Annotated in this window: 19 protein-coding genes and 1 pseudogene; 10 read left to right on the plus strand and 10 right to left on the minus strand. The window is 66.5% G+C overall.

Translation table 11 applies throughout. The features are described 5' to 3' along the window. Positions 1 to 448: 448 nt before the first annotated feature. From dnaA to gyrB, 4 genes are read left to right on the plus strand one after another with little or no spacing between them, the layout of a single operon-like run. Positions 449 to 1,918: a chromosomal replication initiator protein DnaA gene (dnaA, locus tag PSK12I2_RS0112865; protein WP_007160135.1), complete on the plus strand. Its 1,470-nt coding sequence runs from the start codon at positions 449 to 451 to the stop codon at positions 1,916 to 1,918. 28 nt (positions 1,919 to 1,946) lie between these two features. Then, positions 1,947 to 3,050: a DNA polymerase III subunit beta gene (gene dnaN, locus PSK12I2_RS0112870; RefSeq protein ID WP_007160136.1), complete on the plus strand. Its 1,104-nt coding sequence runs from the start codon at positions 1,947 to 1,949 to the stop codon at positions 3,048 to 3,050. Between the two features lie 10 nt (positions 3,051 to 3,060). After that, the gene (recF, locus tag PSK12I2_RS0112875) at positions 3,061 to 4,170 is read left to right on the plus strand and encodes a DNA replication/repair protein RecF (RefSeq protein WP_007160137.1); all 1,110 of its coding nucleotides are present in this window, start codon (positions 3,061 to 3,063) and stop codon (positions 4,168 to 4,170) included. Beyond that, positions 4,167 to 6,587 carry a DNA topoisomerase (ATP-hydrolyzing) subunit B gene (gene gyrB, locus PSK12I2_RS0112880; RefSeq protein WP_027598724.1) on the plus strand — a complete coding sequence of 807 codons (2,421 nt, stop codon included), beginning with the start codon at positions 4,167 to 4,169 and terminating at the stop codon, positions 6,585 to 6,587. Before recF ends, gyrB begins: the two co-directional genes overlap by 4 nt. A 389-nt stretch (positions 6,588 to 6,976) precedes the next feature. Here gyrB and PSK12I2_RS0112885 read toward each other — a convergent pair whose 3' ends face one another. From PSK12I2_RS0112885 to glyQ, 4 genes are read right to left on the minus strand one after another with little or no spacing between them, the layout of a single operon-like run. Next, entirely contained in the window at positions 6,977 to 7,720 is a 744-nt protein-coding gene (locus tag PSK12I2_RS0112885) for a 1-acyl-sn-glycerol-3-phosphate acyltransferase (protein ID WP_027598725.1), read from the minus strand. Then, positions 7,720 to 8,262 (minus strand): D-glycero-beta-D-manno-heptose 1,7-bisphosphate 7-phosphatase, encoded by a 543-nt coding sequence (gene gmhB, locus PSK12I2_RS0112890; RefSeq protein WP_027598726.1) that lies wholly within the window; start codon positions 8,260 to 8,262, stop codon positions 7,720 to 7,722. Before gmhB ends, PSK12I2_RS0112885 begins: the two co-directional genes overlap by 1 nt. A 3-nt stretch (positions 8,263 to 8,265) precedes the next feature. Next, complete coding sequence (gene glyS / locus PSK12I2_RS0112895) at positions 8,266 to 10,323, minus strand: glycine--tRNA ligase subunit beta (protein WP_027598727.1); 2,058 nt, start codon at positions 10,321 to 10,323, stop codon at positions 8,266 to 8,268. Continuing rightward, positions 10,323 to 11,288: a glycine--tRNA ligase subunit alpha gene (gene glyQ / locus PSK12I2_RS0112900; RefSeq protein WP_027598728.1), complete on the minus strand. Its 966-nt coding sequence runs from the start codon at positions 11,286 to 11,288 to the stop codon at positions 10,323 to 10,325. Before glyQ ends, glyS begins: the two co-directional genes overlap by 1 nt. A gap of 343 nt (positions 11,289 to 11,631) precedes the next feature. Between glyQ and PSK12I2_RS0112905 the strand changes: the two genes are divergently transcribed. The 3 genes from PSK12I2_RS0112905 to PSK12I2_RS0112915 all read left to right on the plus strand — a co-directional run bounded on the left by PSK12I2_RS0112905 (position 11,632) and on the right by PSK12I2_RS0112915 (position 13,635). After that, a complete protein-coding gene (locus PSK12I2_RS0112905) occupies positions 11,632 to 12,216 on the plus strand; it encodes a DNA-3-methyladenine glycosylase I (protein WP_027598729.1) in 585 nt (194 codons plus the stop codon). 90 nt (positions 12,217 to 12,306) lie between these two features. Then, complete coding sequence (locus tag PSK12I2_RS0112910; protein WP_027598730.1) at positions 12,307 to 13,194, plus strand: lysophospholipid acyltransferase; 888 nt, start codon at positions 12,307 to 12,309, stop codon at positions 13,192 to 13,194. A gap of 168 nt (positions 13,195 to 13,362) precedes the next feature. After that, positions 13,363 to 13,635, plus strand: a complete 273-nt coding sequence (locus tag PSK12I2_RS0112915) for a PilZ domain-containing protein (RefSeq protein ID WP_007160145.1) — start codon at positions 13,363 to 13,365, stop codon at positions 13,633 to 13,635. On the opposite strand, the gene PSK12I2_RS0112920 is transcribed toward PSK12I2_RS0112915, so the two are convergent. From PSK12I2_RS0112920 to def, 4 genes are read right to left on the minus strand one after another with little or no spacing between them, the layout of a single operon-like run. Next, positions 13,626 to 13,943, minus strand: coding sequence for a tetratricopeptide repeat protein (locus PSK12I2_RS0112920; RefSeq protein WP_027598731.1), 318 nt, complete (start codon positions 13,941 to 13,943; stop codon positions 13,626 to 13,628). The two genes, PSK12I2_RS0112915 and PSK12I2_RS0112920, sit on opposite strands and share 10 nt — an antisense overlap. An 11-nt stretch (positions 13,944 to 13,954) precedes the next feature. Further along, positions 13,955 to 15,256 carry a 16S rRNA (cytosine(967)-C(5))-methyltransferase RsmB gene (rsmB, locus tag PSK12I2_RS0112925; RefSeq protein WP_027598732.1) on the minus strand — a complete coding sequence of 434 codons (1,302 nt, stop codon included), beginning with the start codon at positions 15,254 to 15,256 and terminating at the stop codon, positions 13,955 to 13,957. Next, entirely contained in the window at positions 15,253 to 16,197 is a 945-nt protein-coding gene (gene fmt, locus PSK12I2_RS0112930) for a methionyl-tRNA formyltransferase (protein WP_027598733.1), read from the minus strand. Before fmt ends, rsmB begins: the two co-directional genes overlap by 4 nt. A gap of 58 nt (positions 16,198 to 16,255) precedes the next feature. Further along, positions 16,256 to 16,762 carry a peptide deformylase gene (gene def / locus PSK12I2_RS0112935; protein WP_007160149.1) on the minus strand — a complete coding sequence of 169 codons (507 nt, stop codon included), beginning with the start codon at positions 16,760 to 16,762 and terminating at the stop codon, positions 16,256 to 16,258. A gap of 231 nt (positions 16,763 to 16,993) precedes the next feature. Here def and PSK12I2_RS0112940 point away from each other — a divergent pair, with 231 nt between their 5' ends. The 3 genes from PSK12I2_RS0112940 (at position 16,994) to PSK12I2_RS0112950 (ending at position 19,781) form a co-directional block, all read left to right on the plus strand. After that, positions 16,994 to 18,025, plus strand: coding sequence for a LysM peptidoglycan-binding domain-containing protein (locus PSK12I2_RS0112940; RefSeq protein ID WP_027598734.1), 1,032 nt, complete (start codon positions 16,994 to 16,996; stop codon positions 18,023 to 18,025). Positions 18,026 to 18,076: 51 nt separating this feature from the next. After that, positions 18,077 to 19,162: a DNA-processing protein DprA gene (gene dprA, locus PSK12I2_RS0112945; RefSeq protein ID WP_027598735.1), complete on the plus strand. Its 1,086-nt coding sequence runs from the start codon at positions 18,077 to 18,079 to the stop codon at positions 19,160 to 19,162. 64 nt (positions 19,163 to 19,226) lie between these two features. Next, complete coding sequence (locus PSK12I2_RS0112950) at positions 19,227 to 19,781, plus strand: L-threonylcarbamoyladenylate synthase (protein WP_027598736.1); 555 nt, start codon at positions 19,227 to 19,229, stop codon at positions 19,779 to 19,781. 1 nt (position 19,782) lies between these two features. On the opposite strand, the gene PSK12I2_RS25510 is transcribed toward PSK12I2_RS0112950, so the two are convergent. Both PSK12I2_RS25510 and PSK12I2_RS25515 read right to left on the minus strand, forming a co-directional pair. Next, positions 19,783 to 20,241: a response regulator gene (locus tag PSK12I2_RS25510; RefSeq protein WP_371099477.1), complete on the minus strand. Its 459-nt coding sequence runs from the start codon at positions 20,239 to 20,241 to the stop codon at positions 19,783 to 19,785. Next, positions 20,242 to 20,484, minus strand: a pseudogene (locus PSK12I2_RS25515) (ATP-binding protein); the annotation flags it as partial. Positions 20,485 to 20,542 lie beyond the last annotated feature (58 nt).

Genomic DNA, 20,542 nt, shown 5'->3' on the forward strand with positions numbered 1-20,542 from the left:
ACAGGTCAATTTCCAACCAGCACCGGCTGACAGGAGACCAGGCAAATAAAATCAACAGGTCAGAAGGTTTTAAAAGACTGTTGAAGTGAATATGTATGGTGCAGCGGATTTCTGTGGATAGATCGTGCCAGGCCAGACGGGCACTGACCGGAGCGGGGACGGAAAGTCTGTTTTCAACAGGTGCAGTTCGGGTGCTCTGCCTGCTGAGAGGCTGTGGATAAGCAAGGCTGTTACGCACAGCTGGATTATCCACAGCGCAAAGCCCTGGGATGTCCAGAGAGGTCAGACGGCGTTATCCACAGAGCTGACGGTCGTGCGTCCGCCCGTTGCCTTCGTGACGGCTATCTGTTGGGAAACTGCGCGGTCATGTGGATAACCCGGGTGGGGAGGGATACAATGGGCGTTTGCTCATGGCCCGTCCGGGCCGCTCCAGTTCTTGGGAGACGCTGTGTCGGTCGAACTCTGGCAACGTTGCGTGGATGTGCTGCGCGACGAGCTGCCTTCGCAACAATTCAATACCTGGATCCGGCCACTGCAGGTGGAAGCGGAAGGGGATGAGCTGCGGGTGTTCGCGCCCAATCGCTTCGTGCTCGACTGGGTCAACGAGAAGTACCTGAGCCGCATCCTCGAATTGCTCGAGGAACATGCCGACGACGGCATCGCCCCGGTGCTGTCCCTGTTGATCGGCAGCAAGCGCAGCAACAAGCCGCGTCCGGCGCAGACGCCAAGCAGCCAGAGCACCCCGCTGCCTCCTCCCGTGCAGGCTCCGCAGCCGATCCAGTCGGACATCGTCACCGCGGGCGTCGCCCTGGAAGACGTGACCGCGGAACTGGCCGAGGCCGACGAGCCGGCGGTCAAGACCGAACGCACCGTGCAGGTAGAGGGCGCGCTCAAGCACACCAGCTACCTGAACCGTACCTTCACCTTCGAGAACTTCGTCGAGGGCAAGTCCAACCAGCTGGCCCGCGCCGCGGCCTGGCAGGTGGCGGACAATCCCAAGCACGGGTACAACCCGCTCTTCCTTTATGGGGGCGTGGGTCTGGGTAAGACCCACCTGATGCACGCGGTGGGCAACCACCTGCTCAAGCGCAATCCGAACGCCAAGATCGTCTATCTGCACTCGGAGCGCTTCGTCGCCGACATGGTCAAGGCGCTGCAGCTCAACGCCATCAACGAATTCAAGCGCTTCTACCGCTCGGTGGACGCGCTGCTGATCGACGACATCCAGTTCTTCGCCCGCAAGGAGCGTTCGCAGGAAGAGTTTTTCCACACCTTCAATGCCCTGCTCGAGGGTGGACAACAGGTGATCCTCACCAGCGACCGCTATCCCAAGGAGATCGACGGCCTGGAAGAGCGGCTCAAGTCGCGCTTCGGCTGGGGTCTCACCGTGGCGGTGGAGCCCCCGGAGCTGGAAACGCGGGTGGCGATCCTGATGAAGAAGGCCGACCAGGCCAAGGTCGACCTGCCCCACGACGCCGCCTTCTTTATCGCCCAGCGCATCCGCTCCAACGTGCGGGAACTGGAAGGCGCGCTCAAGCGGGTAATCGCCCATGCCCACTTCATGGGCCGCGACATCACCATCGAGCTGATCCGCGAATCGCTCAAGGATCTCCTGGCACTGCAGGACAAGCTGGTCAGCATCGACAACATCCAGCGCACTGCGGCCGAGTACTACAAGATCAAGATCGCCGATCTGCTGTCCAAACGCCGCTCGCGTTCGGTGGCCCGGCCGCGGCAGGTCGCCATGGCGCTGTCCAAGGAGCTGACCAACCACAGCCTGCCGGAAATCGGCGACGCCTTTGGCGGACGCGATCACACGACGGTGTTGCACGCCTGTCGCAAGATCGCCGAACTTCGGGAATCCGACGCGGATATCCGCGAGGATTACAAGAACCTGCTGCGTACCCTGACGACCTGACGGACGCGGCCCTGGCAAGGACCTGACCATGCATTTCACCATTCAACGCGAAGCCCTGTTGAAACCGCTGCAGCTGGTGGCCGGTGTCGTGGAACGTCGGCAAACGCTGCCGGTGCTGTCCAACGTACTCCTGGTCGTGGAAGGCCAGCGGCTGTCGCTGACCGGTACCGACCTGGAAGTCGAGCTGGTTGGCCGGGTCGATCTGGAAGAAGCCGCCGAAGCCGGCGAAATCACCGTGCCAGCGCGCAAGCTGATGGATATCTGCAAGAGCCTGCAGCCCGATGCGCTGATCGACATCCGCACCGAGGAGCAGAAGCTGCTGATCCGTGCCGGACGCAGCCGTTTCACCCTGTCCACCCTGCCGGCCAACGACTTCCCCACCGTGGAGGAAGGTCCGGGTTCGCTGAAGTTCAGCATTCCCCAGGGGCGCCTGCGCCGCCTGATCGAGCGCACCGGCTTCGCCATGGCCCAGCAGGACGTGCGCTACTACCTCAACGGCATGCTGCTCGAGGCCAGCACCGGGCGCCTGCGCGCCGTGGCCACCGATGGTCACCGCCTGGCCATGTGCATGCTGGAAGCCGACGTCGACCAGGCCGAGAAGCACCAGGTCATCGTGCCGCGCAAGGGCATCCTGGAACTGTCGCGCCTGCTCACCGAGCCGGAAGAGCCGGTCAACGTGGTGCTGGGCCAGCACCATATCCGCGCCACCACCGGGGACTTCACCTTTACCTCCAAGCTGGTGGACGGCAAGTTCCCCGACTACGAGCGCGTCCTGCCGCGGCATGGCGACAAGCTGGTGCTGGGCGAACGTCAGCACCTGCGCGAGGCGTTCAGCCGCACCGCCATTCTCTCCAACGAGAAGTACCGCGGTATCCGCCTGCAGCTGGAAAACGGCTTCATGAAGATCCAGGCCAACAACCCGGAGCAGGAAGAGGCCGAGGAAGAACTGCAGGTCGACTACGACGGTGGCAGCCTGGAGATCGGCTTCAACGTCAGCTACCTGCTCGACGTGCTCGGCGTGATGACCACCGACCAGGTGCGCATCACCCTGTCCGATTCCAGCAGCAGTGCGCTGCTGCAGGAGGCGGGCAACGACGATTCTTCCTATGTCGTGATGCCGATGCGCCTCTGATCGCCGCTCGATGACGCTGATCCGCTTCAACGCCGACCGCCTGCGCAATCTGCAGGCGGTCGCGCTTCAGCCTTCGCCCCGGGTCAACCTGCTGCACGGCGCCAACGGCAGCGGCAAGACCAGCCTGCTGGAAGCCATCCACCTGCTGGGCCTGGCCCGCTCCTTTCGCAGCACCAAGCTGGCGCCGGTCATCCAGCACGAGCAGGCCAGCTGCACGGTGTTCGGCCAGGTGCGGCTGCCGGGGGGCCAGGACTGCAACCTGGGCATCCAGCGCGAGCGCGGCGGCGACTACCAGATCCGCATCAATGGCGAGAATGCCCGCAGCGCAGCGCAGCTGGCCGAGGTGCTGCCGCTGCAGCTGATCAACCCCGACGGCTTCCGGCTGCTCGAAGGCAGTCCCAAGATCAGACGGCAGTTTCTCGACTGGGGCGTGTTCCACGAGGAACAGCGTTTTCTGCCCCTATGGCAACGCCTGCAAAAGGCGCTCAGGCAGCGAAATCACTGGCTCAGACGTGGTAAAATCGACCCTGCGGCGCAGGCCGCCTGGGATCAGGAACTGGCCCTGGCCAGTGCCGAGATCGATGGCTTTCGCCAGGCCTATATCCAGCGCCTGAAACCGGAATTCACCGCGGTGCTGGCCGAGCTGATCCAGCTCGACGGCCTGACCCTGAGTTACTACCGCGGCTGGGACCGCGAGCGCGATCTGCGCGAGGTGCTGGCGGACAGCTTGCCGCGGGATCTGCAGCTGGGGCATACCCAGGCCGGCCCCCAGCGCGCCGACCTGCGGATCCGCATCGGCAATCACAACGCGGCGGACATCCTGTCGCGCGGCCAGCAGAAGCTGGTGGTGTGCGCATTGCGCATCGCCCAGGGGCGGCTGGTCAACCAGGTCAAGCGGGGCCAGTGCGTCTATCTCATCGACGACCTGCCCTCGGAACTGGACGAGGGACACCGGCTGGCCTTGTGCCGGCTGCTGGAGGCACTGGAGTGCCAAGTCTTCATCACCTGTGTCGAGCGCGAGACGCTACAGGCCGCCTGGCGGCCGGAGACAGAGGTCAGCGTGTTCCACGTGGAACACGGCCATATCAAGCAGACCCACACTAGCGGGAGCCAAGCATGAGCGAGACCAATACCTACGACTCTTCCAGCATCAAGGTGCTGAAGGGACTGGATGCCGTGCGCAAGCGCCCCGGCATGTACATCGGCGACACCGATGACGGCACCGGCCTGCACCACATGGTCTTCGAGGTGGTGGACAACTCCATCGACGAGGCCCTGGCCGGCTTCTGCAGCGAGATCAGCATCACCATCCACATGGACGAATCCATCACCGTGCGCGACAACGGTCGCGGCATCCCGGTGGATATCCACAAGGAAGAAGGCGTTTCCGCGGCCGAGGTCATCATGACCGTGCTGCACGCCGGCGGTAAGTTCGACGACAACACCTACAAGGTGTCCGGCGGCCTGCACGGCGTGGGCGTCTCGGTGGTGAACGCCCTGTCCGAGGAGCTGCGGCTGACCATTCGCCGCGCCGGCCAGGTGTGGGAGCAGGTCTATGTGCATGGCGTGCCCCAGGCGCCGCTGGCGGTGATCGGCGAGACCGACACCACCGGTACCCAGGTGCACTTCAAGCCGTCCGCCGAGACCTTCAGCAACATCCAGTTCAGCTGGGACATCCTGGCCAAGCGGATTCGCGAGCTGTCCTTCCTCAACTCCGGTGTCGGCATCGTCCTGCGCGACGAGCGCAGCGGCAAGGAAGAGCTGTTCAAGTACGAAGGCGGCCTGCGTGCCTTCGTCGACTACCTCAACACCAACAAGACCGCGGTGAACGAGGTGTTCCATTTCCAGGTGCAGCGCGACGACGATGGCGTCGGCGTGGAAGTGGCCCTGCAGTGGAACGACAGCTTCAACGAGAACATCCTCTGCTTCACCAACAACATTCCCCAGCGCGATGGCGGTACCCACCTGGCGGGCTTCCGCTCGGCACTGACGCGCAACCTGAACAACTACATCGAGGCCGAGGGCCTGGCCAAGAAGTTCAAGGTGGCCACCACCGGTGACGACGCCCGCGAAGGCCTGACCGCCATCATCTCGGTCAAGGTGCCGGATCCCAAGTTCTCCTCCCAGACCAAGGACAAGCTGGTCTCCTCCGAGGTGAAGACCGCTGTGGAGCAGGAGATGGGCAAGTACTTCTCCGACTTCCTGCTGGAGAATCCCAACGAGGCCAAGGCGGTGGTCGGCAAGATGATCGACGCGGCCCGGGCCCGGGAAGCGGCGCGCAAGGCGCGGGAGATGACCCGCCGCAAGGGCGCCCTGGACATCGCCGGTCTGCCCGGCAAGCTGGCGGACTGCCAGGAAAAGGACCCGGCGCTGTCCGAACTCTACATCGTGGAGGGTGACTCCGCCGGTGGTTCGGCCAAGCAGGGCCGCAACCGGCGCACCCAGGCGATCCTGCCGCTCAAGGGCAAGATCCTCAACGTCGAGAAGGCCCGCTTCGACAAGATGCTCTCCTCCCAGGAGGTGGGCACCCTGATCACCGCGCTGGGCTGCGGTATCGGTCGCGAAGAGTTCAATATCGACAAGCTGCGCTACCACAACATCATCATCATGACCGATGCTGACGTCGACGGTTCGCACATCCGTACCCTGCTGCTGACCTTCTTCTTCCGCCAGATGCCGCTGTTGATCGAGCGGGGCTACATCTACATCGCTCAGCCGCCGCTGTACAAGGTGAAGCGTGGCAAGCAGGAGCAGTACATCAAGGACGACGAGGCGATGGAGGAATACCTGACCCAGACCGCCCTCGAGGAAGCCAGCCTGCACGTCAACGAGAACGCCCCGGGCCTGTCCGGCGTGGAACTCGAGAAGCTGGTGAACAGCTATCGCCAGGTGATGAAGACCTTCAAGCGCCTGTCGCGCCTCTATCCGGCCGATGTCAGCGAGCACCTGCTGTACCTGCCCCGCGTGGGCGTGGAGCAGCTGGGTGACGAGGCGGCCATGCGCCAGTGGCTGGCCGGCCTGGAGACGCGCCTCAAGGCTGCCGAGCGCAATGGCACCACCTACACCCTCAGCCTGCGCGAAGACCGCGAGCGCAGCCTGTGGCTGCCGGAGGTCGAGACCCGTGCCCACGGTCTGTCCAGCTACGTCACCTTCAACCGGGATTTCTTCGGCAGCAACGATTACCGCCTGGTGACCGAGCTGGCCGCCCAGCTGGACAACCTGCTGGAAGAAGGCGCCTACGCCAAGCGCGGCGAACGCCGGCGCCCAGTCAGCACCTTCAAGGAAGCCTGGGAATGGCTGATGGTGGAGACCAGCAAGAGATTCAACATCCAGCGCTACAAGGGCCTGGGCGAGATGAATCCGGATCAGCTGTGGGAAACCACCATGGACCCGAACGTGCGCCGCATGCTGCAGGTGACCATCGAGGACGCCATTGCTGCCGATCAGATCTTCAATACGCTGATGGGCGACCAGGTGGAGCCGCGCCGCGACTTCATCGAGAGCAATGCCCTGGCCGTGTCGAACCTCGACGTCTGATCCCGCGGTTATGCACAAGCCCCGCCATGCGGGGCTTTTTTGTGGAAAACATTCTGCCTAGAGAGCCGCAGCGTTTCGTTCCCCGGGAGCGAACGCCGTTCATCTTATAGCCAGAGGTTTTGTGGATAGTTTTCCTCAGCCGCTTTTGATCACCACAGAAAATTTGCGTAAAGAGGCCGTGCCATGCGGCATAGAGACACAGGCTATAACGGATGATCCTGTGGATAAGCCTGGGAATAAGCTTGTCGGTACTTGTGGATGAAGACTCATCCGAGGTAGCGGGCCAAAATCCGCCCACACCAAAGGCTTGATCTGGCCTGTGGATAAGTCTGTGGGAAAAGGGCGGAAAAGGGGTGGAAACAGCCAGGCCTCGCGGCCTGGCGGTCAGGCTACGCAGCGCGGGCGGGACTGGCGTCGGGTTTGGTCGCCAGAGCCTGTTCGATGAAGGCGAAGCAGCGGGCATTGAGATCGACGATGGCGCGCGGATCCTGACCCTGGGGATGGAGCAGCGGACCGATGCTGACCTTGATGGTCCCCGGCGACTTGATCCAGGAGCGATTGGGCCAGTAGGCACCGGCGTCATGGGCGATGGGCAGGATGGGCACGTTCAGGCTGCAGGCCAGGGCGGCGCCACCGCGAGAGAACTTGCCCATCTGGCCATGATCGATGCGGGTGCCCTGGGGAAAGATCAGCACCCAGCAACCCTGGGCCAGGTAGCGACCGCCCTGCTCCGTCAGCTGCTGCAGGGCCAGCTTGCCATTGTCGCGGTCGATGGCGATCGGCTTGAGCAGCGAGAAGGCCCAGCCAAAGAAGGGAATCCGCAGCAATTCGCGCTTGATCACCTGGGAGGTGGGCTCGAACTGGGCGGACAGAAAAAAGGTTTCCCAGGTGCTCTGGTGATTGGCCACGATCACGCAGGGCTGCGCCGGGACGTTTTCCAGGCCTTCGATCTCGTAACGGATGCCGCAGATGACCTTGGCCAGCCAGACGGCGAAACCGGTCCAGGCCTTGACCACCAGCCGATAGCGGGCGCGATAGGCGAGGAAGGGCGCGATCAGCAGGCTGACGCAGGACCAGAGGATGCCGCTGGTTCCCAGCAGCACATAGAACAACAGGGTACGCAAGAGCCGCATCAGGGCGCTTCCTCGAGCAGGTGATCAGCCACCGCGGCCAGGTCGACGAAGACCCGGGTGCCGGCTGGCAAAGGCTTGGCCAGGGTGCGTTCACCCTTGCCGGTCCGCACCAGACAGGGCGTGCAGCCAAGGGCCACGCCGGCTTCCAGATCGCGCAGGCTGTCGCCCACCACCGGCACGCCGCTCAGGTCGGCACGGCCATAGTGGTGGGCGATGGCGCGAAACAGGCCGGGCAGCGGCTTGCGGCAGTCGCAGCCCGCTTCCGGGCCATGGGGGCAGTGCAGGATCAGGTCGACCCGACCGCCCTCCTCCGCCAGCAGCCGCTGCAGTTTCTCGTGCATGGCCGTCAGGTCGTCTTCCGTGAAGTAGCCGCGGGCCAGGCCGGACTGGTTGGTGGCCACGGCCACCTGCCAACCGGCCCGGTTCAGGCGAGCGATGGCGGCGAGGCTGCCGGGCAGCGGTTGCCACTGCTCGGCGCTGCGCACGTAGTCATCGGAATCGACATTGATGACGCCATCGCGGTCCAGCACGATCAGCTTCATGCCCTAGCCCAGCACCGAGATGTCGGCGATGCCCAGGAACAGGCCACGCAGGTGGGCGAGCAGCGCATAGCGATTGGCGCGGACGCGCTCGTCCTCGGCGTTGACCAGCACCTCGTCGAAGAAGGCATCCACCGGAGCGCGCAGGCTGGCCAGGCGCTCCAGGGCTTCGCGATAACGGCGGGCTTCGGCCAGGGGCGCGGCTTCCCGCTCGGCATCGGCGATGGCCGCGGCCAGGGTGCGCTCGGCGTCGGTCTCGAACAGGGCGGCATCGGCCTGGGTGGCGACCGTGCCCTCGAACTTGCCGAGCAGGTTGGAGACGCGCTTGTTGGCGGCGGCCAGGGCTTCGGCCTCGGGCAGGCGGCGGAAGGCCTGCACGGCCTGGACGCGCTGATCGAAGTCCAGCGCCGAAGCCGGGCGCAGGGCCCGCACGGCCAGGTAGGCGGCGGTGTCGACGCCTTCGTCCTCGTAGCGGGCACGCAGCCGGTCGAAGACGAAGTCCAGCACCTGCTCCTGCAGCCCCGCGGCCTTGACCCGCTCGCCGTAACCGGCGATGGCGAAGGCGACGGCGGCCGGCAGATCCAGCTCCAGGCCCTTCTCGATAAGGATGCGCAGCACCCCCAGGGCCTGGCGCCGCAGGGCGAAGGGGTCCTTGCTGCCGGTGGGCAGCATGCCGATGCCAAAGATGCCGACCAGGGTGTCGAGCTTGTCGGCCAGGGCCACGGCGGCACCGGTCAGGGTCTGCGGCAATTCGGCGCCGGCGCCGCGCGGCATGTACTGCTCGTTGAGCGCCAGGGCCACATCGTCGGCCTCGCCGCCCTTCTTGGCGTAGTAGTAGCCGGCGATGCCCTGCATCTCCGGGAATTCGCCGACCATCTCGGTGGCCAGGTCGCACTTGGCGAGCACACCGGCGCGGTGGGCGCGCTCGGCATCACCGCCGATGCGTTCGGCGATAAAGGCGGCCAGGGCGGCGACGCGCTGGGCCTTGTCGTAGACGGTGCCGAGCTGGGCCTGGAAGACCACGTTCTTGAGGCGCTCGTTGAAGCTTTCCAGCGGCTGCTTCTGGTCCTGCTTGAAGAAGAATTCGGCATCGGTGAGACGGGGGCGGACCACCTTCTCGTTGCCGCTGACGATCTGCGCCGGATCCTTGCTCTCCAGATTGGCCACGGTGATGAAGCGCGGCAGGAGCTTGCCCTGGGCGTCCAGCAGGCAGAAGTACTTCTGGTTGTCCTGCATGGTGGTGATCAGGGCTTCCTGGGGGACCTCGAGGAAGCGTTCCTCGAAGGCGCAGACCAGCGGCACCGGCCATTCCACCAGGGCGGTCACCTCGTCCAGCAGCGCGGGCGGCACCACGGCACTGCCCTGCTCCGCCGCGGCCAGTTCGGCCACGCGGGATTCGATCAGCTGGCGGCGCTCGGCGAAGTCGGCCAGCACATGGGCGGCGCGCAGGTCGGCTGCATAGTGGGCCGGCGCGCTGATGCGCACGGCGTCGGGATGGTGGAAGCGATGGCCACGGGACTCACGGCCGGCCCGGCGGGTCAGGATCTCGCAGTCGATGACCTCGTCACCCAGCAGCATCACCAGCCACTGGGTGGGACGCACGAATTCCTCGCGGCGGGCGGCCCAGCGCATGCGCTTGGGAATCGGCAGCTCGGCCAGGGAGGCTTCGACGATGCCGGGCAGCAGGCTGGCCGCCGGTTGACCGGGAATGCTCTGGGAGAATCTCAGCTTGGGACCGCTGCGGTCGATGGCGCTGATGTCGACGCCACACTTGCGGGCGAAGCCCAGGGCCGCCTGGGTCGGCTGGCCATCGGCGCCAAAGGCGGCCTGGAGCGGCGGGCCGTCCAGGTTGACGCTACGCTCGGGCTGCTGGGTCTGCAGGGCTTCGACCAGCACCGCCAGACGGCGCGGCGCGGCATAGGCGCGGGCGCCGGCATAGCCGAGACCGGCCTGCTTGAGGCCCTTCTCGATGCCGGCGAGAAAGCTGTCGCCAAGGGTCTTGAGCGCCTTGGGTGGCAGTTCTTCGGTACCCAGTTCGACCAGGAAATCCAGAGTGGTGCTCATCATTCGCCCTCCTTGAGCAGCGCCTGGACATCGTCGCGACCCAGGACCTCGTCACGCAGCGCGGGGCTGGCCAGCGGGAAGCCCAGCCGGGCCCGGGCCTTGAAGTAGCCCTGGGCGACGCTGCGCGCCAGGGTGCGCACGCGCAGGATGTAGCGCTGGCGCTCGGTCACCGAGATGGCCCGGCGGGCGTCCAGCAGGTTGAAGGTGTGGGAGGCCTTGAGCACCATCTCGTAGGTGGGCAGCGGCAGGTCCAGGGCGATCAGGCGATTGGCCTCGGACTCGTAGAAGTCGAACAGTTCGAACAGCTTGGGCACATTGGCGTGCTCGAAGTTGTAGGTGCTCTGCTCCACCTCGTTCTGGTGGAAGACGTCGCCGTAGGTCACGGTGCCGAAGGGGCCGTCGGCCCAGATCAGGTCATAGACCGAATCCACGCCCTGCAGGTACATGGCCAGGCGCTCCAGGCCATAGGTGATCTCGCCGGTCACCGGATAGCACTCGAGACCGCCGGCCTGCTGGAAGTAGGTGAACTGGGTGACTTCCATGCCGTTGAGCCAGACTTCCCAGCCCAGACCCCAGGCGCCCAGGGTGGGCGATTCCCAGTTGTCCTCGACGAAGCGCACGTCGTGCACCAGCGGATCCAGGCCGATGGCGGCCAGGGAGCCGAGGTAGAGCTCCTGGAAGTTGTCCGGATTGGGCTTCAAGACCACCTGGAACTGGTAGTAGTGCTGCAGGCGATTGGGGTTCTCGCCGTAGCGGCCGTCGGTGGGGCGGCGGCTGGGCTGCACATAGGCGGCGTTCCAGGTCTCGGGACCGATGGCGCGCAGGAAGGTGGCGGTGTGGAAGGTACCGGCGCCGACTTCCATGTCATAGGGCTGGAGTACCACGCAGCCCTGCTCGGCCCAGTATTGCTGCAAGGCCAGGATCAAGTCTTGGAAGGTGCGCACGGTGGGCTTGGACTGGCTCACGAAAAATACCCGTTCGGCTGCGACGAAAAGCCGGGGAGTATAGCCGAAAGCCGGGAGGGACCGCATGGGCTCGTAGGGCTGCCCGGCGGTATTTGGCGGGGATGGCCGGCTGCGCGCTTTATCGCGGCCATGGGCCGCTCCTACAGATACGGGTTGGCCTGTAGGAGCGGCCCATGGCCGCGATAAAGGTAGCTGCTCCTACGGTAGCAGCGCCTGCGGCCTGTTAGAAACGTGCGTTCAGAGCATTCGCCATGCTACCCATTCCAGAGGCGGTTATGACTCGCCTCCGCTGTCGGGCAATTGCGCTAAGGTGAGGCCTTCCCTCCTCGACCGAGTCTTCGCCATGCCGCGTTGCTTCTGGTGCACCGCCGATCCGTTGTACATCGAGTATCACGACCACGAGTGGGGCGTGCCCCAGCGCGATCCGGCGGTGCTCTTCGAATTCCTCCTGCTGGAGGGCTTCCAGGCCGGACTGTCGTGGATCACCGTGCTGAAGAAGCGCGAGCGCTATCGTCAGGTGCTGCATGGCTTCGATCCCAGGCGCCTGGCGCAACTGAGCGATGCCGAGATCGCGGTGCTGATGCAGGACCCGGGCATCATCCGCAATGGCGCCAAGCTGCGCGCCGCTCGTCAGAATGCCCAGGCCTGGTTGCGCCTCGAAGACCCTGCCGGCTGGCTGTGGTCCTTTGTCGGCGGTACTCCGCGCATCAATCGTTTCCGTGATCGTAGCGAGGTGCCGGCGATCACCCCGGAAGCCGAGGCCATGAGCAAGGCGCTCAAGCGGGCCGGTTTCACCTTTGTCGGGCCGACCATCTGCTATGCCTTCATGCAGGCCATGGGCCTGGTCATGGACCATACCCTCGACTGCGACCGCCATGGCGAATTGGCGTCTGCGTCGGCAGAGCTGCAGGAAAAGTCGAATGTATAGCTGCCAGTTGGCGCGAACCTTACGCTTTCTTAACGTTTCCGGGGTCTGTAGACGGTAAACTGTCGGGGCATTCAGACAGGAGCCCCTCTTTTGGAAAGATTCAAAGGCGCGCTGATGATCGCCTTCCTGCGCCTTTTCGCCCTGCTGCCCTGGCCGCTGGTGCAGCGCCTGGGTGGATTCATCGGCTGGTGCATGTGGAAGCTGCCGACCCGCGCCAGCAAGGTCACCCGCATCAACCTCGCCCACTGTTTTCCCGAACTCGATGCCGCCGGTCTGGAGCGACTGTCGCGCGAGTGCCTGCGCGGCATCGGCAAGACCCTGACCGAAAGCGCCTGCGCCTGGATCTGGTCGCCGAAGCGTTCCTTGCGCCTGGTGCGCGAGGTGGAAGGGATGGACGTCCTGCAGGAAGCCCTGGCCTCCGGCGATGGCGTGGTGGGCATCACCAGCCACCTGGGCAACTGGGAGTTGCTCAACCACTTCTACTGCTCCCACGCCAAGCCGATCATCTTCTACCGGCCGCCGAAGCTCAAGGCGGTGGACGAGCTGCTCAAGCGCCAGCGGGTACAGCTGGGCAATCGGGTGGCGCCCTCCACCCCGGAAGGCATCATCAGCGTGATCAAGGAAGTCCGGCGCGGCGGCGCCGTGGGCATTCCGGCGGATCCCGAGCCGAGTCGCAGCGCCGGCCTCTTCGTGCCCTTCCTCGGCACCACCGCCCTGACCAGCAAGTTCGTGCCCTCGCTGCTGGCGCGCGGCAAGGCCCGTGGGGTGTTCTTCCATGCCGTGCGCCTGGCGGACGGCAGCGGCTACAAGGTGATCCTGGAAGCGGCGCCGCCGGCCATGTACGACCCGGATCCGGAGGTCTCGGTGGCCGCCATGAGCGAGGTGCTGGCCGGCTACGTGCGGCGCTATCCGACCCAGTACATGTGGAGCATGAAGAGGTTCAAGAATCGCCCGGATGGCGAGGAGAAGTGGTACTGAGGTCTAGCGCCCGGGTCCTGCCCGGGCGCTGAGGGGCAGGCGGTGGTCCTATGACCTATCGCTCGGCGCTTCGCCAGCACCGTTCGGTCGGTGCGCGGCTGACAGGCGCCGGGCTTTGCCGGAAGCTGCCAGGACCTCAAGGGAGCGCCTAAGCCAGGGAGTCAGGCGATGAATTCGCGCGATCAGCGCCAGCATACCCGTACCCCGCTCAAGTGCCGGCTATGGATCGCCTATCCGGATGGCGAGATCGTCGGCGAGACCCGCGACCTGTCCGATGGCGGCGTCTATGTGGTGCACCCCGAGCTGACCCGGCTGCCGCAGGGCACCCGCGTGGTCGGCCAGGTGCTCGATCTGCCGATCGAAGCGCCCAAGGTGACCATGGAAGTCATGCGCACCGACGGTGACGGCGCGGGCCTCAGATTCCTGCGCGATCAGGACTGAGCGCGGCGCGCCAGGCGCTTGAGAAACACCGTCATCTCCTTTTCCGCCTGCTTGTCGCCCCTGGCCTGCGCCGCCTGCAGGCCCTGGGTCCAGGCCGCCTCGGCGCTGGCCAGGTCGGCACTCCCCTCATGGGCCTTGCCTAGCAGCTTCCAGGCCGCCGAATAGGTCGGATCGAATTCGACGCAGCGCGCCAGGTGCTCGATCGCCCGCGCCGGCTCTCCGGCATCCAGATAGCCCTTGCCCAGACCGAATCTGAGCAGGGCGTTGTCCTGGCCGCGGGCGAGCATCTTTTCCAGGGATTCGAGCATGGCGAGGTCTCCTACTTGGCTATCTTGATCAGCTTGCAGTAATAGAAGCCGTCATGGCCGTCGGGCTGCGGCAGGAGCTGGCGACCATGGGGCTGGGCAAGGCCCCAGGTAGCGGGGATGTCCAGTTCGCGGGCGCCGGGGGTGCGGGCGAGAAAGGCGGCGAGGTTGCTGCTGTTTTCTTCCGGTAGCACCGAACAGGTGGCATAGACCAGGATGCCGCCCACCTCCAGCGTCGGCCAGAGGGCGTCCAGCAATTCGCCCTGCAGCTGCACCAGGGGCGCTATGTCGCTGGCCTGGCGGGTCAGCTTGATGTCCGGATGGCGGCGGATCACCCCGGTGGCGCTGCAGGGGGCGTCCAGCAGGATGCGCTGGAAGGGCGTGCCGTCCCACCAGTCGGCCACGGCACGGCCATCGGCAGCCAGGGTGCGCGCGGTGAGGCCCAGACGCGCCAGATTCTGCTCGACCCGCTGCAGGCGGCCGGCATCGGCGTCCAGCGCCACCACCTCGGCCAGCCCCGGCTCACGTTCCAGCAGATGGCAGGTCTTGCCCCCGGGCGCGGCGCAGGCGTCCAGCACCCGCTGGCCGGGCGCCAGTTCCAGCAATTCGGCCGCCAGCTGCGCGGCTTCGTCCTGCACGCTCAAACGACCCGCGGCGAAGCCCGGTAGGGCGGTGACGTCCTGGGGCTGCAGCAGGCGGATGCCGTCGGCGCTGAAGGCGCAGGGCACGGCGTTGATACCGGCGGCGGCCAGCTCGGCCAGATAGGCATCGCGACTGCCCTGGCGGCGATTGACCCTGAGGATCAGCGGCGGGTGCAGGTTGTTGGCCGTGGCGATGGCCTCCCAGTGCTCGGGCCAGCGCGCCTTGAGGGCTTTCTGCAACCAGCGCGGATGGGCCAGGCGCGCCGCCGGGTCATGCTCCAGGGCCGGCAGCAGGCTGTCGTATTCACGCTGGGCGCGGCGCAGCACGGCGTTGAGCAGGCCCTTGGCCGAGGATTTCTTCAGCTTGTCGACGCAGCCCACCGTCTCGCCGATGGCGGCGTGGGCGGGGATGCGCGTGTGGAACAGCTGGTAGAGCCCGATCAGCAGCAGGGCTTCTAGATCGCGGTCGCCGGCCTTGAAGGGTTTATCCATGAGCTTTTCCGCCAGCAGCGACAGGCGCGGCTGCCAGCGGGCGGTGCCGAAGGCCAGATCCTGGGCCAGGGCGCGGTCACGCGGATCGACCTTGGCCAGTTGCTCGGGCAGGCTGCTGCCGAGGGAGGCGCGGCCAGCGAGGACCGCCGCCAGGGCGCGGGTAGCTGCCAGCCGCGGATTCATAGACCCAGCACCTGACCGGGGGCGAAGCGCTCGCGACGGGCGTTGTAGAGATCGGCGAAGCCCAGCGGCTTGCCCCCGGGCAGCTGCAGCCGGGTCAGGCGCAGGGCGCCTTCGCCGCAGGCGACCAGCAGGCCGGAGCGATCGGCATCCAGCACCATGCCGGGAACGCCCTGGCCTGCGGCCAGCTCCGCGGCCCAGACCTTGAGGGGTTCGCCGGCCAGGGCGGTGTGGCACAGCGGCCAGGGATCGAAGGCGCGGATACGGCGCTCCAGTTCCACCGCCGGACGGCCCCAGTCCAGCCGGGCCTCGTCCTTGTTGAGCTTGTGCGCATAGGTGGCCAGGTCATCGTCCTGCACCTCGCCCGCCAGGCTGCCGTCGGCCAGACCCGGCAGCGCCTGGACCACGGCGGCGGCGCCCAGGCTGGCCAGGCGATCGTGCAGGCTGCCGCCGGTATCGTCGGCGGTCAGCGGTGTGCTCACCTTGCTCAGCATGGGACCGGTATCCAGACCGGCTTCCATGCGCATCACGGTGACCCCGGATTCGGCATCGCCGGCCTCCAGGGCGCGCTGGATGGGCGCCGCGCCGCGCCAGCGCGGCAGCAGCGAGGCATGGCTGTTGATGCAGCCCAGGCGCGGGATGTCGAGCACCGCCTGGGGCAGGATCAGGCCGTAGGCCACCACCACCAGCAGATCGGGTTCCAGCGCCGCCAGGGTGGCCTGGGCCGCGGGATCGCGCAGGGTCGGCGGCTGCTGCACGGGAATGCCGTGGCTCAGCGCCAGCTGCTTGACCGGACTCATGGCCAGTTTCTGGCCACGCCCGGCGGGGCGATCCGGCTGGGTATAGACAGCGGCGATGGGATAACCGGCATCGATCAGCGCCTGCAGGTGCACGGCGGCGAATTCCGGGGTTCCGGCGAAGACGAGGCGAAGGGATCTGGACATGGCGGACCTGGCGGAAAGGGCGAGCGGCGGACGCCGAAGACGCCGTCCGCCAGGGCGATCAGGCCTTGTGGCGCTGCTGCTTTTCGAGCTTTTTCTTGATGCGATCGCGCTTGAGCGGCGACAGGTAGTCGACGAACAGCTTGCCGTCGAGGTGATCGATCTCGTGCTGGATGCACACCGCCAGCAGGCCGTCGCATTCCAGCTCGAAGGGCTTGCCGTCGCGATCCAGGGCCTTGACCCGGACGCGCTCGGGGCGGCAGACCTTTTCGTAGAAGCCGGGAATCGACAGGCAGCCTTCCTGATACTCGCCCAGTTCCTGGGTGAGCGGCTCGGCCTCGGGATTGATGAAGACCAGCGGCTCGCTCTTGTCTTCGCTGACGTCGATCACCACCAGGCGGCGATGCACGTTGACCTGGGTGGCGGCCAGACCGATGCCGGGCGCTTCGTACATGGTCTCGAACATGTCGTCGATGGTCTGGCGCAGGGCGTCGTCCACCGTGTCGATGGGCTTGGCGACGGTGCGCAGGCGGGGATCGGGGAATTCGAGGATGTCTAGGATCGCCATGGCGTTGAGGGCACTTGTGGAATACAGTCAAGGGGCGCTGCTAAGATGCCGCAGCGTTGTTTCCACCCGGCTCGGGCTGGTCCCGAGTGGTGGATGACGTCGGTCGACGGGGATGAGCGCCTGCGCTGCCCGGTGCCGACAAAAGTGGCGATCAGGGCACGACTGGGGCGATTCCCCGACGTTTGCGTGAAGACGGTTCTTCAAGGCCAAGAGTGTAAAGGGATTCGACGCATGAGGAAATCTTTGTTCGCCCTGCTGCTGGTTGCAGGGGGCGCCCTGCAGTCGGCGTACGCAGCGGTCACCCTGCGTCAGGATCACCCGGAAAGCTACACCGTGGTTCGCGGCGATACCCTCTGGGACATCTCCGCCAGATTCCTCAGCAAACCCTGGGAATGGCCGGAGATCTGGCAGGCCAATCCGCAGATCAAGAATCCCCATCTCATCTATCCCGGCGACACCCTGGTGCTGAGCTATGTCGACGGTCAGCCGCGCCTGCAGCTCAACCGCGGCGCCTCGCGCGGCACGGTCAAGCTGTCGCCCACGGTGCGCAGCACCCCCATCGCCGAAGCCATCCCGGCCATTCCGCTGGAAGCGGTCAACAGCTTCCTCCTGCAGAATCGCGCCATCGATTCGGCCGAACAGTTCCAGGCGGCGCCCTATGTGGTGGCCGGCAACGCCGAACGGGTGGTGAGCGGCGCCGGCGATCGCATCTATGTGCGCGGCAAGCTGCAGCCGGGGGTCTCGGCCTACGGCATCTACCGCCAGGGCAAGACCTATGTCGATCCCAAGACCGGCGCCTTCCTCGGCATCAATGGCGACTTCATCGGCAGCGCCGATCTGGTCGCCCAGGAGGGCGACATCGCCACCCTGCGCCTGACGCGCACCACCCAGGAAGTGCGCCTGGGCGACCGGCTGTTCCCCACCGAGGAGCGGCTGGTGAACTCCACCTTCATGCCCAGCGCCCCGGCCCGTGACATCAATGGCCTGATCCTCGATGTGCCGCGTGGCGTCACCCAGGTCGGCCAGTTCGATGTGGTGACCCTCAACAAGGGCGCTCGTGACGGCCTGGCCGAGGGCAACGTGCTGGCGGTCTACAAGACCGGCGAGACGGTGCGTGATCGCATCACCGGCGAGCTGGTGAAGATCCCCGACGAGCGCGCCGGCCTGCTGATGGTCTTTCGCACCTACGACAAGATCAGCTACGGCCTGATCCTGACCGCCACCCGCCAGCTGGCGATCATGGACAAGGTGCGCAACCCCTAATCCCCTCCCGGGTCGCCAGGACGGCGACCGGCCACCCTCAAGGACGACACCATGGCCAGCTTCTCCCCTGCCGAGCTGGACGCTCGGCTGCGCCTGCACGCACTCCCCGAACTCGGCGCCGTGCGCCAGCGCCTGCTGCTGGACGCCTTCGGCAGCGCCAGCGCCGCCCTCAGTGCCCCGGCCTCCGCCTGGCGCGCCCTGCGCCTGCCGGCGGTGGCCGCAGAGGCCCGCCGCAGTCCCGCCACCCGCGAACGGGTCGACCAGGCCCTTGCCTGGCTGGACGGCCCCGAACGCCACCTGCTCTGCCTGGGCGACGAGCGCTATCCGGCGCTGCTCGCCGAGATCGCCGATCCACCCCCGCTGCTGTTCGTCGAAGGACGGGTCGGGTTGCTCGAACGACCGCAACTGGCCCTGGTCGGCAGTCGTCAGGCCAGCGCCCAGGGGCTGGACAATGCCCGGCGTTTCGCCCACAGCCTGGCCGCGGCCGGCTTCTGCATCACCAGTGGCCTGGCGCTTGGCATCGATGGCGCGGCGCACCAGGGCGCCCTGGAGGCCGGCGGCGGCACGGTCGCCGTGCTCGGCACCGGCCTGCGGCAGCTCTATCCGCGCCGGCACCTGGGGCTCGCCCGGCGCCTGCTGGCCGAGGGCGGCGTGCTGGTCTCGGAGTTGCCACTGGACTGCACGCCCCAGGCCGCCAACTTTCCACGGCGCAACCGGATCATCAGCGGTCTCAGCCTGGGTACCCTGGTGGTGGAGGCCAGTCCTTCCAGCGGTTCGCTGATCACCGCGCGCCTGGCCGCCGAGCAGGGCCGCGAGGTGTTCGCCCTGCCCGGCTCCATCCATCATCCCGGGGCTCGCGGCTGTCACCAGCTGATCCGCGAGGGCGCGCAGCTGGTGGAAGGCGTGGAACACATCCTCGAAGCCCTGCAGGGCTGGCGCAGCCTGGCCCCGCTCGCTACCACCGCGGCGGTCGAGGAGCATCCCCTGTTGCGCCAGCTGGCCGCCGGACCGCTCAACAGCGAAGAACTGGCGCGGCTCTGCGAGCTGTCGCTGCCGGAGGTGCTGGTCCAGCTGACCGAGCTGGAGCTGGAAGGCCGGATCGTGGCGCAGCAGGGCAGCTGGTGTCGCCTCGGCTAGCGGGGGATGACTGGCATCGGCGGCGCGCTCGGGTAGACTTCAGGGATTTGGCGGAGGCAAGGCGATGCACAACAGCTGGCGAGTGCGGCAGGCGGCGCGAATCGTGCGCGAGGGGGGCGTCCTGGCCTACCCCACCGAGGCCGTCTGGGGCCTGGGCTGCGATCCCTGGGATCAGGCCGCGGTCTATCGCCTGCTGATGCTCAAGCGGAGGCCCATGGAAAAGGGTCTGATCCTGGTGGCCGACAACATCCGCCAGTTCGACTTCCTGCTGCACGATCTGCCGGAAGAGTCCCTGGCCAAGCTGGCCAGCACCTGGCCGGGGCCCAACACCTGGCTGGTGCCGCACCACAATCGCCTGCCCGGCTGGGTGACCGGCGCCCACGCCACCGTGGCATTGCGAGTCTCCGAGCATCCCCTGGTGGGCGAACTCTGCGCCCTGACCGGGCCGCTGATCTCCACCTCGGCCAATCCCGCCGGTCGCCCGGCCGCCCGCACGCGGTTGCGGGTTCAGCAATACTTTCCCAAGGGCCTCGACGGCATCCTCACGGGTGAACTGGGCGGGCGCAAAAATCCCAGCGTGATTCGCGACCTGGTGACCGGCAAGGTCTTCCGACCCTAGGTCAGTCCAGCAGCTGGCGCAGCAACCGCGCCAGGGCATCGATCTGGAACGGCTTGGCCAGCGAGGGCTCGCCGTTCGGCGTCGGGCGCTCGGCGTGACCGCTGACGAACAGCACCGGCAGCTCCGGCCAGCGCTCGCGCAGGCGCCCTGCCAGCTCGGCGCCATCGAGATCCGGCAGGCCGAGATCGGTGATCAGCAGGTCACAGGGCAGGTCGCCGTCGACCAGGGTGAGCGCCGCCGAGGCACTGGCCGCGGTGCGCACGCGATAGCCCAGCTCGGTGAGCATCTCGCGCAGCAGCAGCCGCACCGAGACATCGTCTTCCACCAGCAGCAGGCGTTCGCCCCGACTCTGGGCGATGGCCGCCTGGGGCGTCGCGCTCGCCGCCGGCCGCTCGGGCTGGGCACAGGGCAGCCAGAGACTGACCCGGGTGCCACTGCCCAATTCGCTCTCCAGGGTCACGTGGCCACCGGACTGCTTGATGAAGCCATAGAGCATCGACAGGCCCAGGCCGGTGCCCTGGCCGATGGGCTTGGTGGTGAAGAAGGGATCGAAGGCGCGGTCCACCACCTCGGCGGGCATGCCGCTGCCGGTGTCGGCGATGGTCAGACGCACATAGTCGCCCGGCGGCAGGTCGTGTTCGGCGGCCAGGTCGGTGAGGTGATCGAGGGCGGTTTCCAGGGTCAGCTGGCCGCCCTCGGGCATGGCGTCGCGGGCGTTGATCACCAGATTCAGCAGGGCGTTTTCCAGCTGGTTGGTGTCG

This window comes from Pseudomonas sp. MOIL14HWK12:I2 (assembly GCF_000510745.1).
Classification (GTDB): Bacteria; Pseudomonadota; Gammaproteobacteria; order Pseudomonadales; family Pseudomonadaceae; genus Chryseomonas; species Chryseomonas oryzihabitans.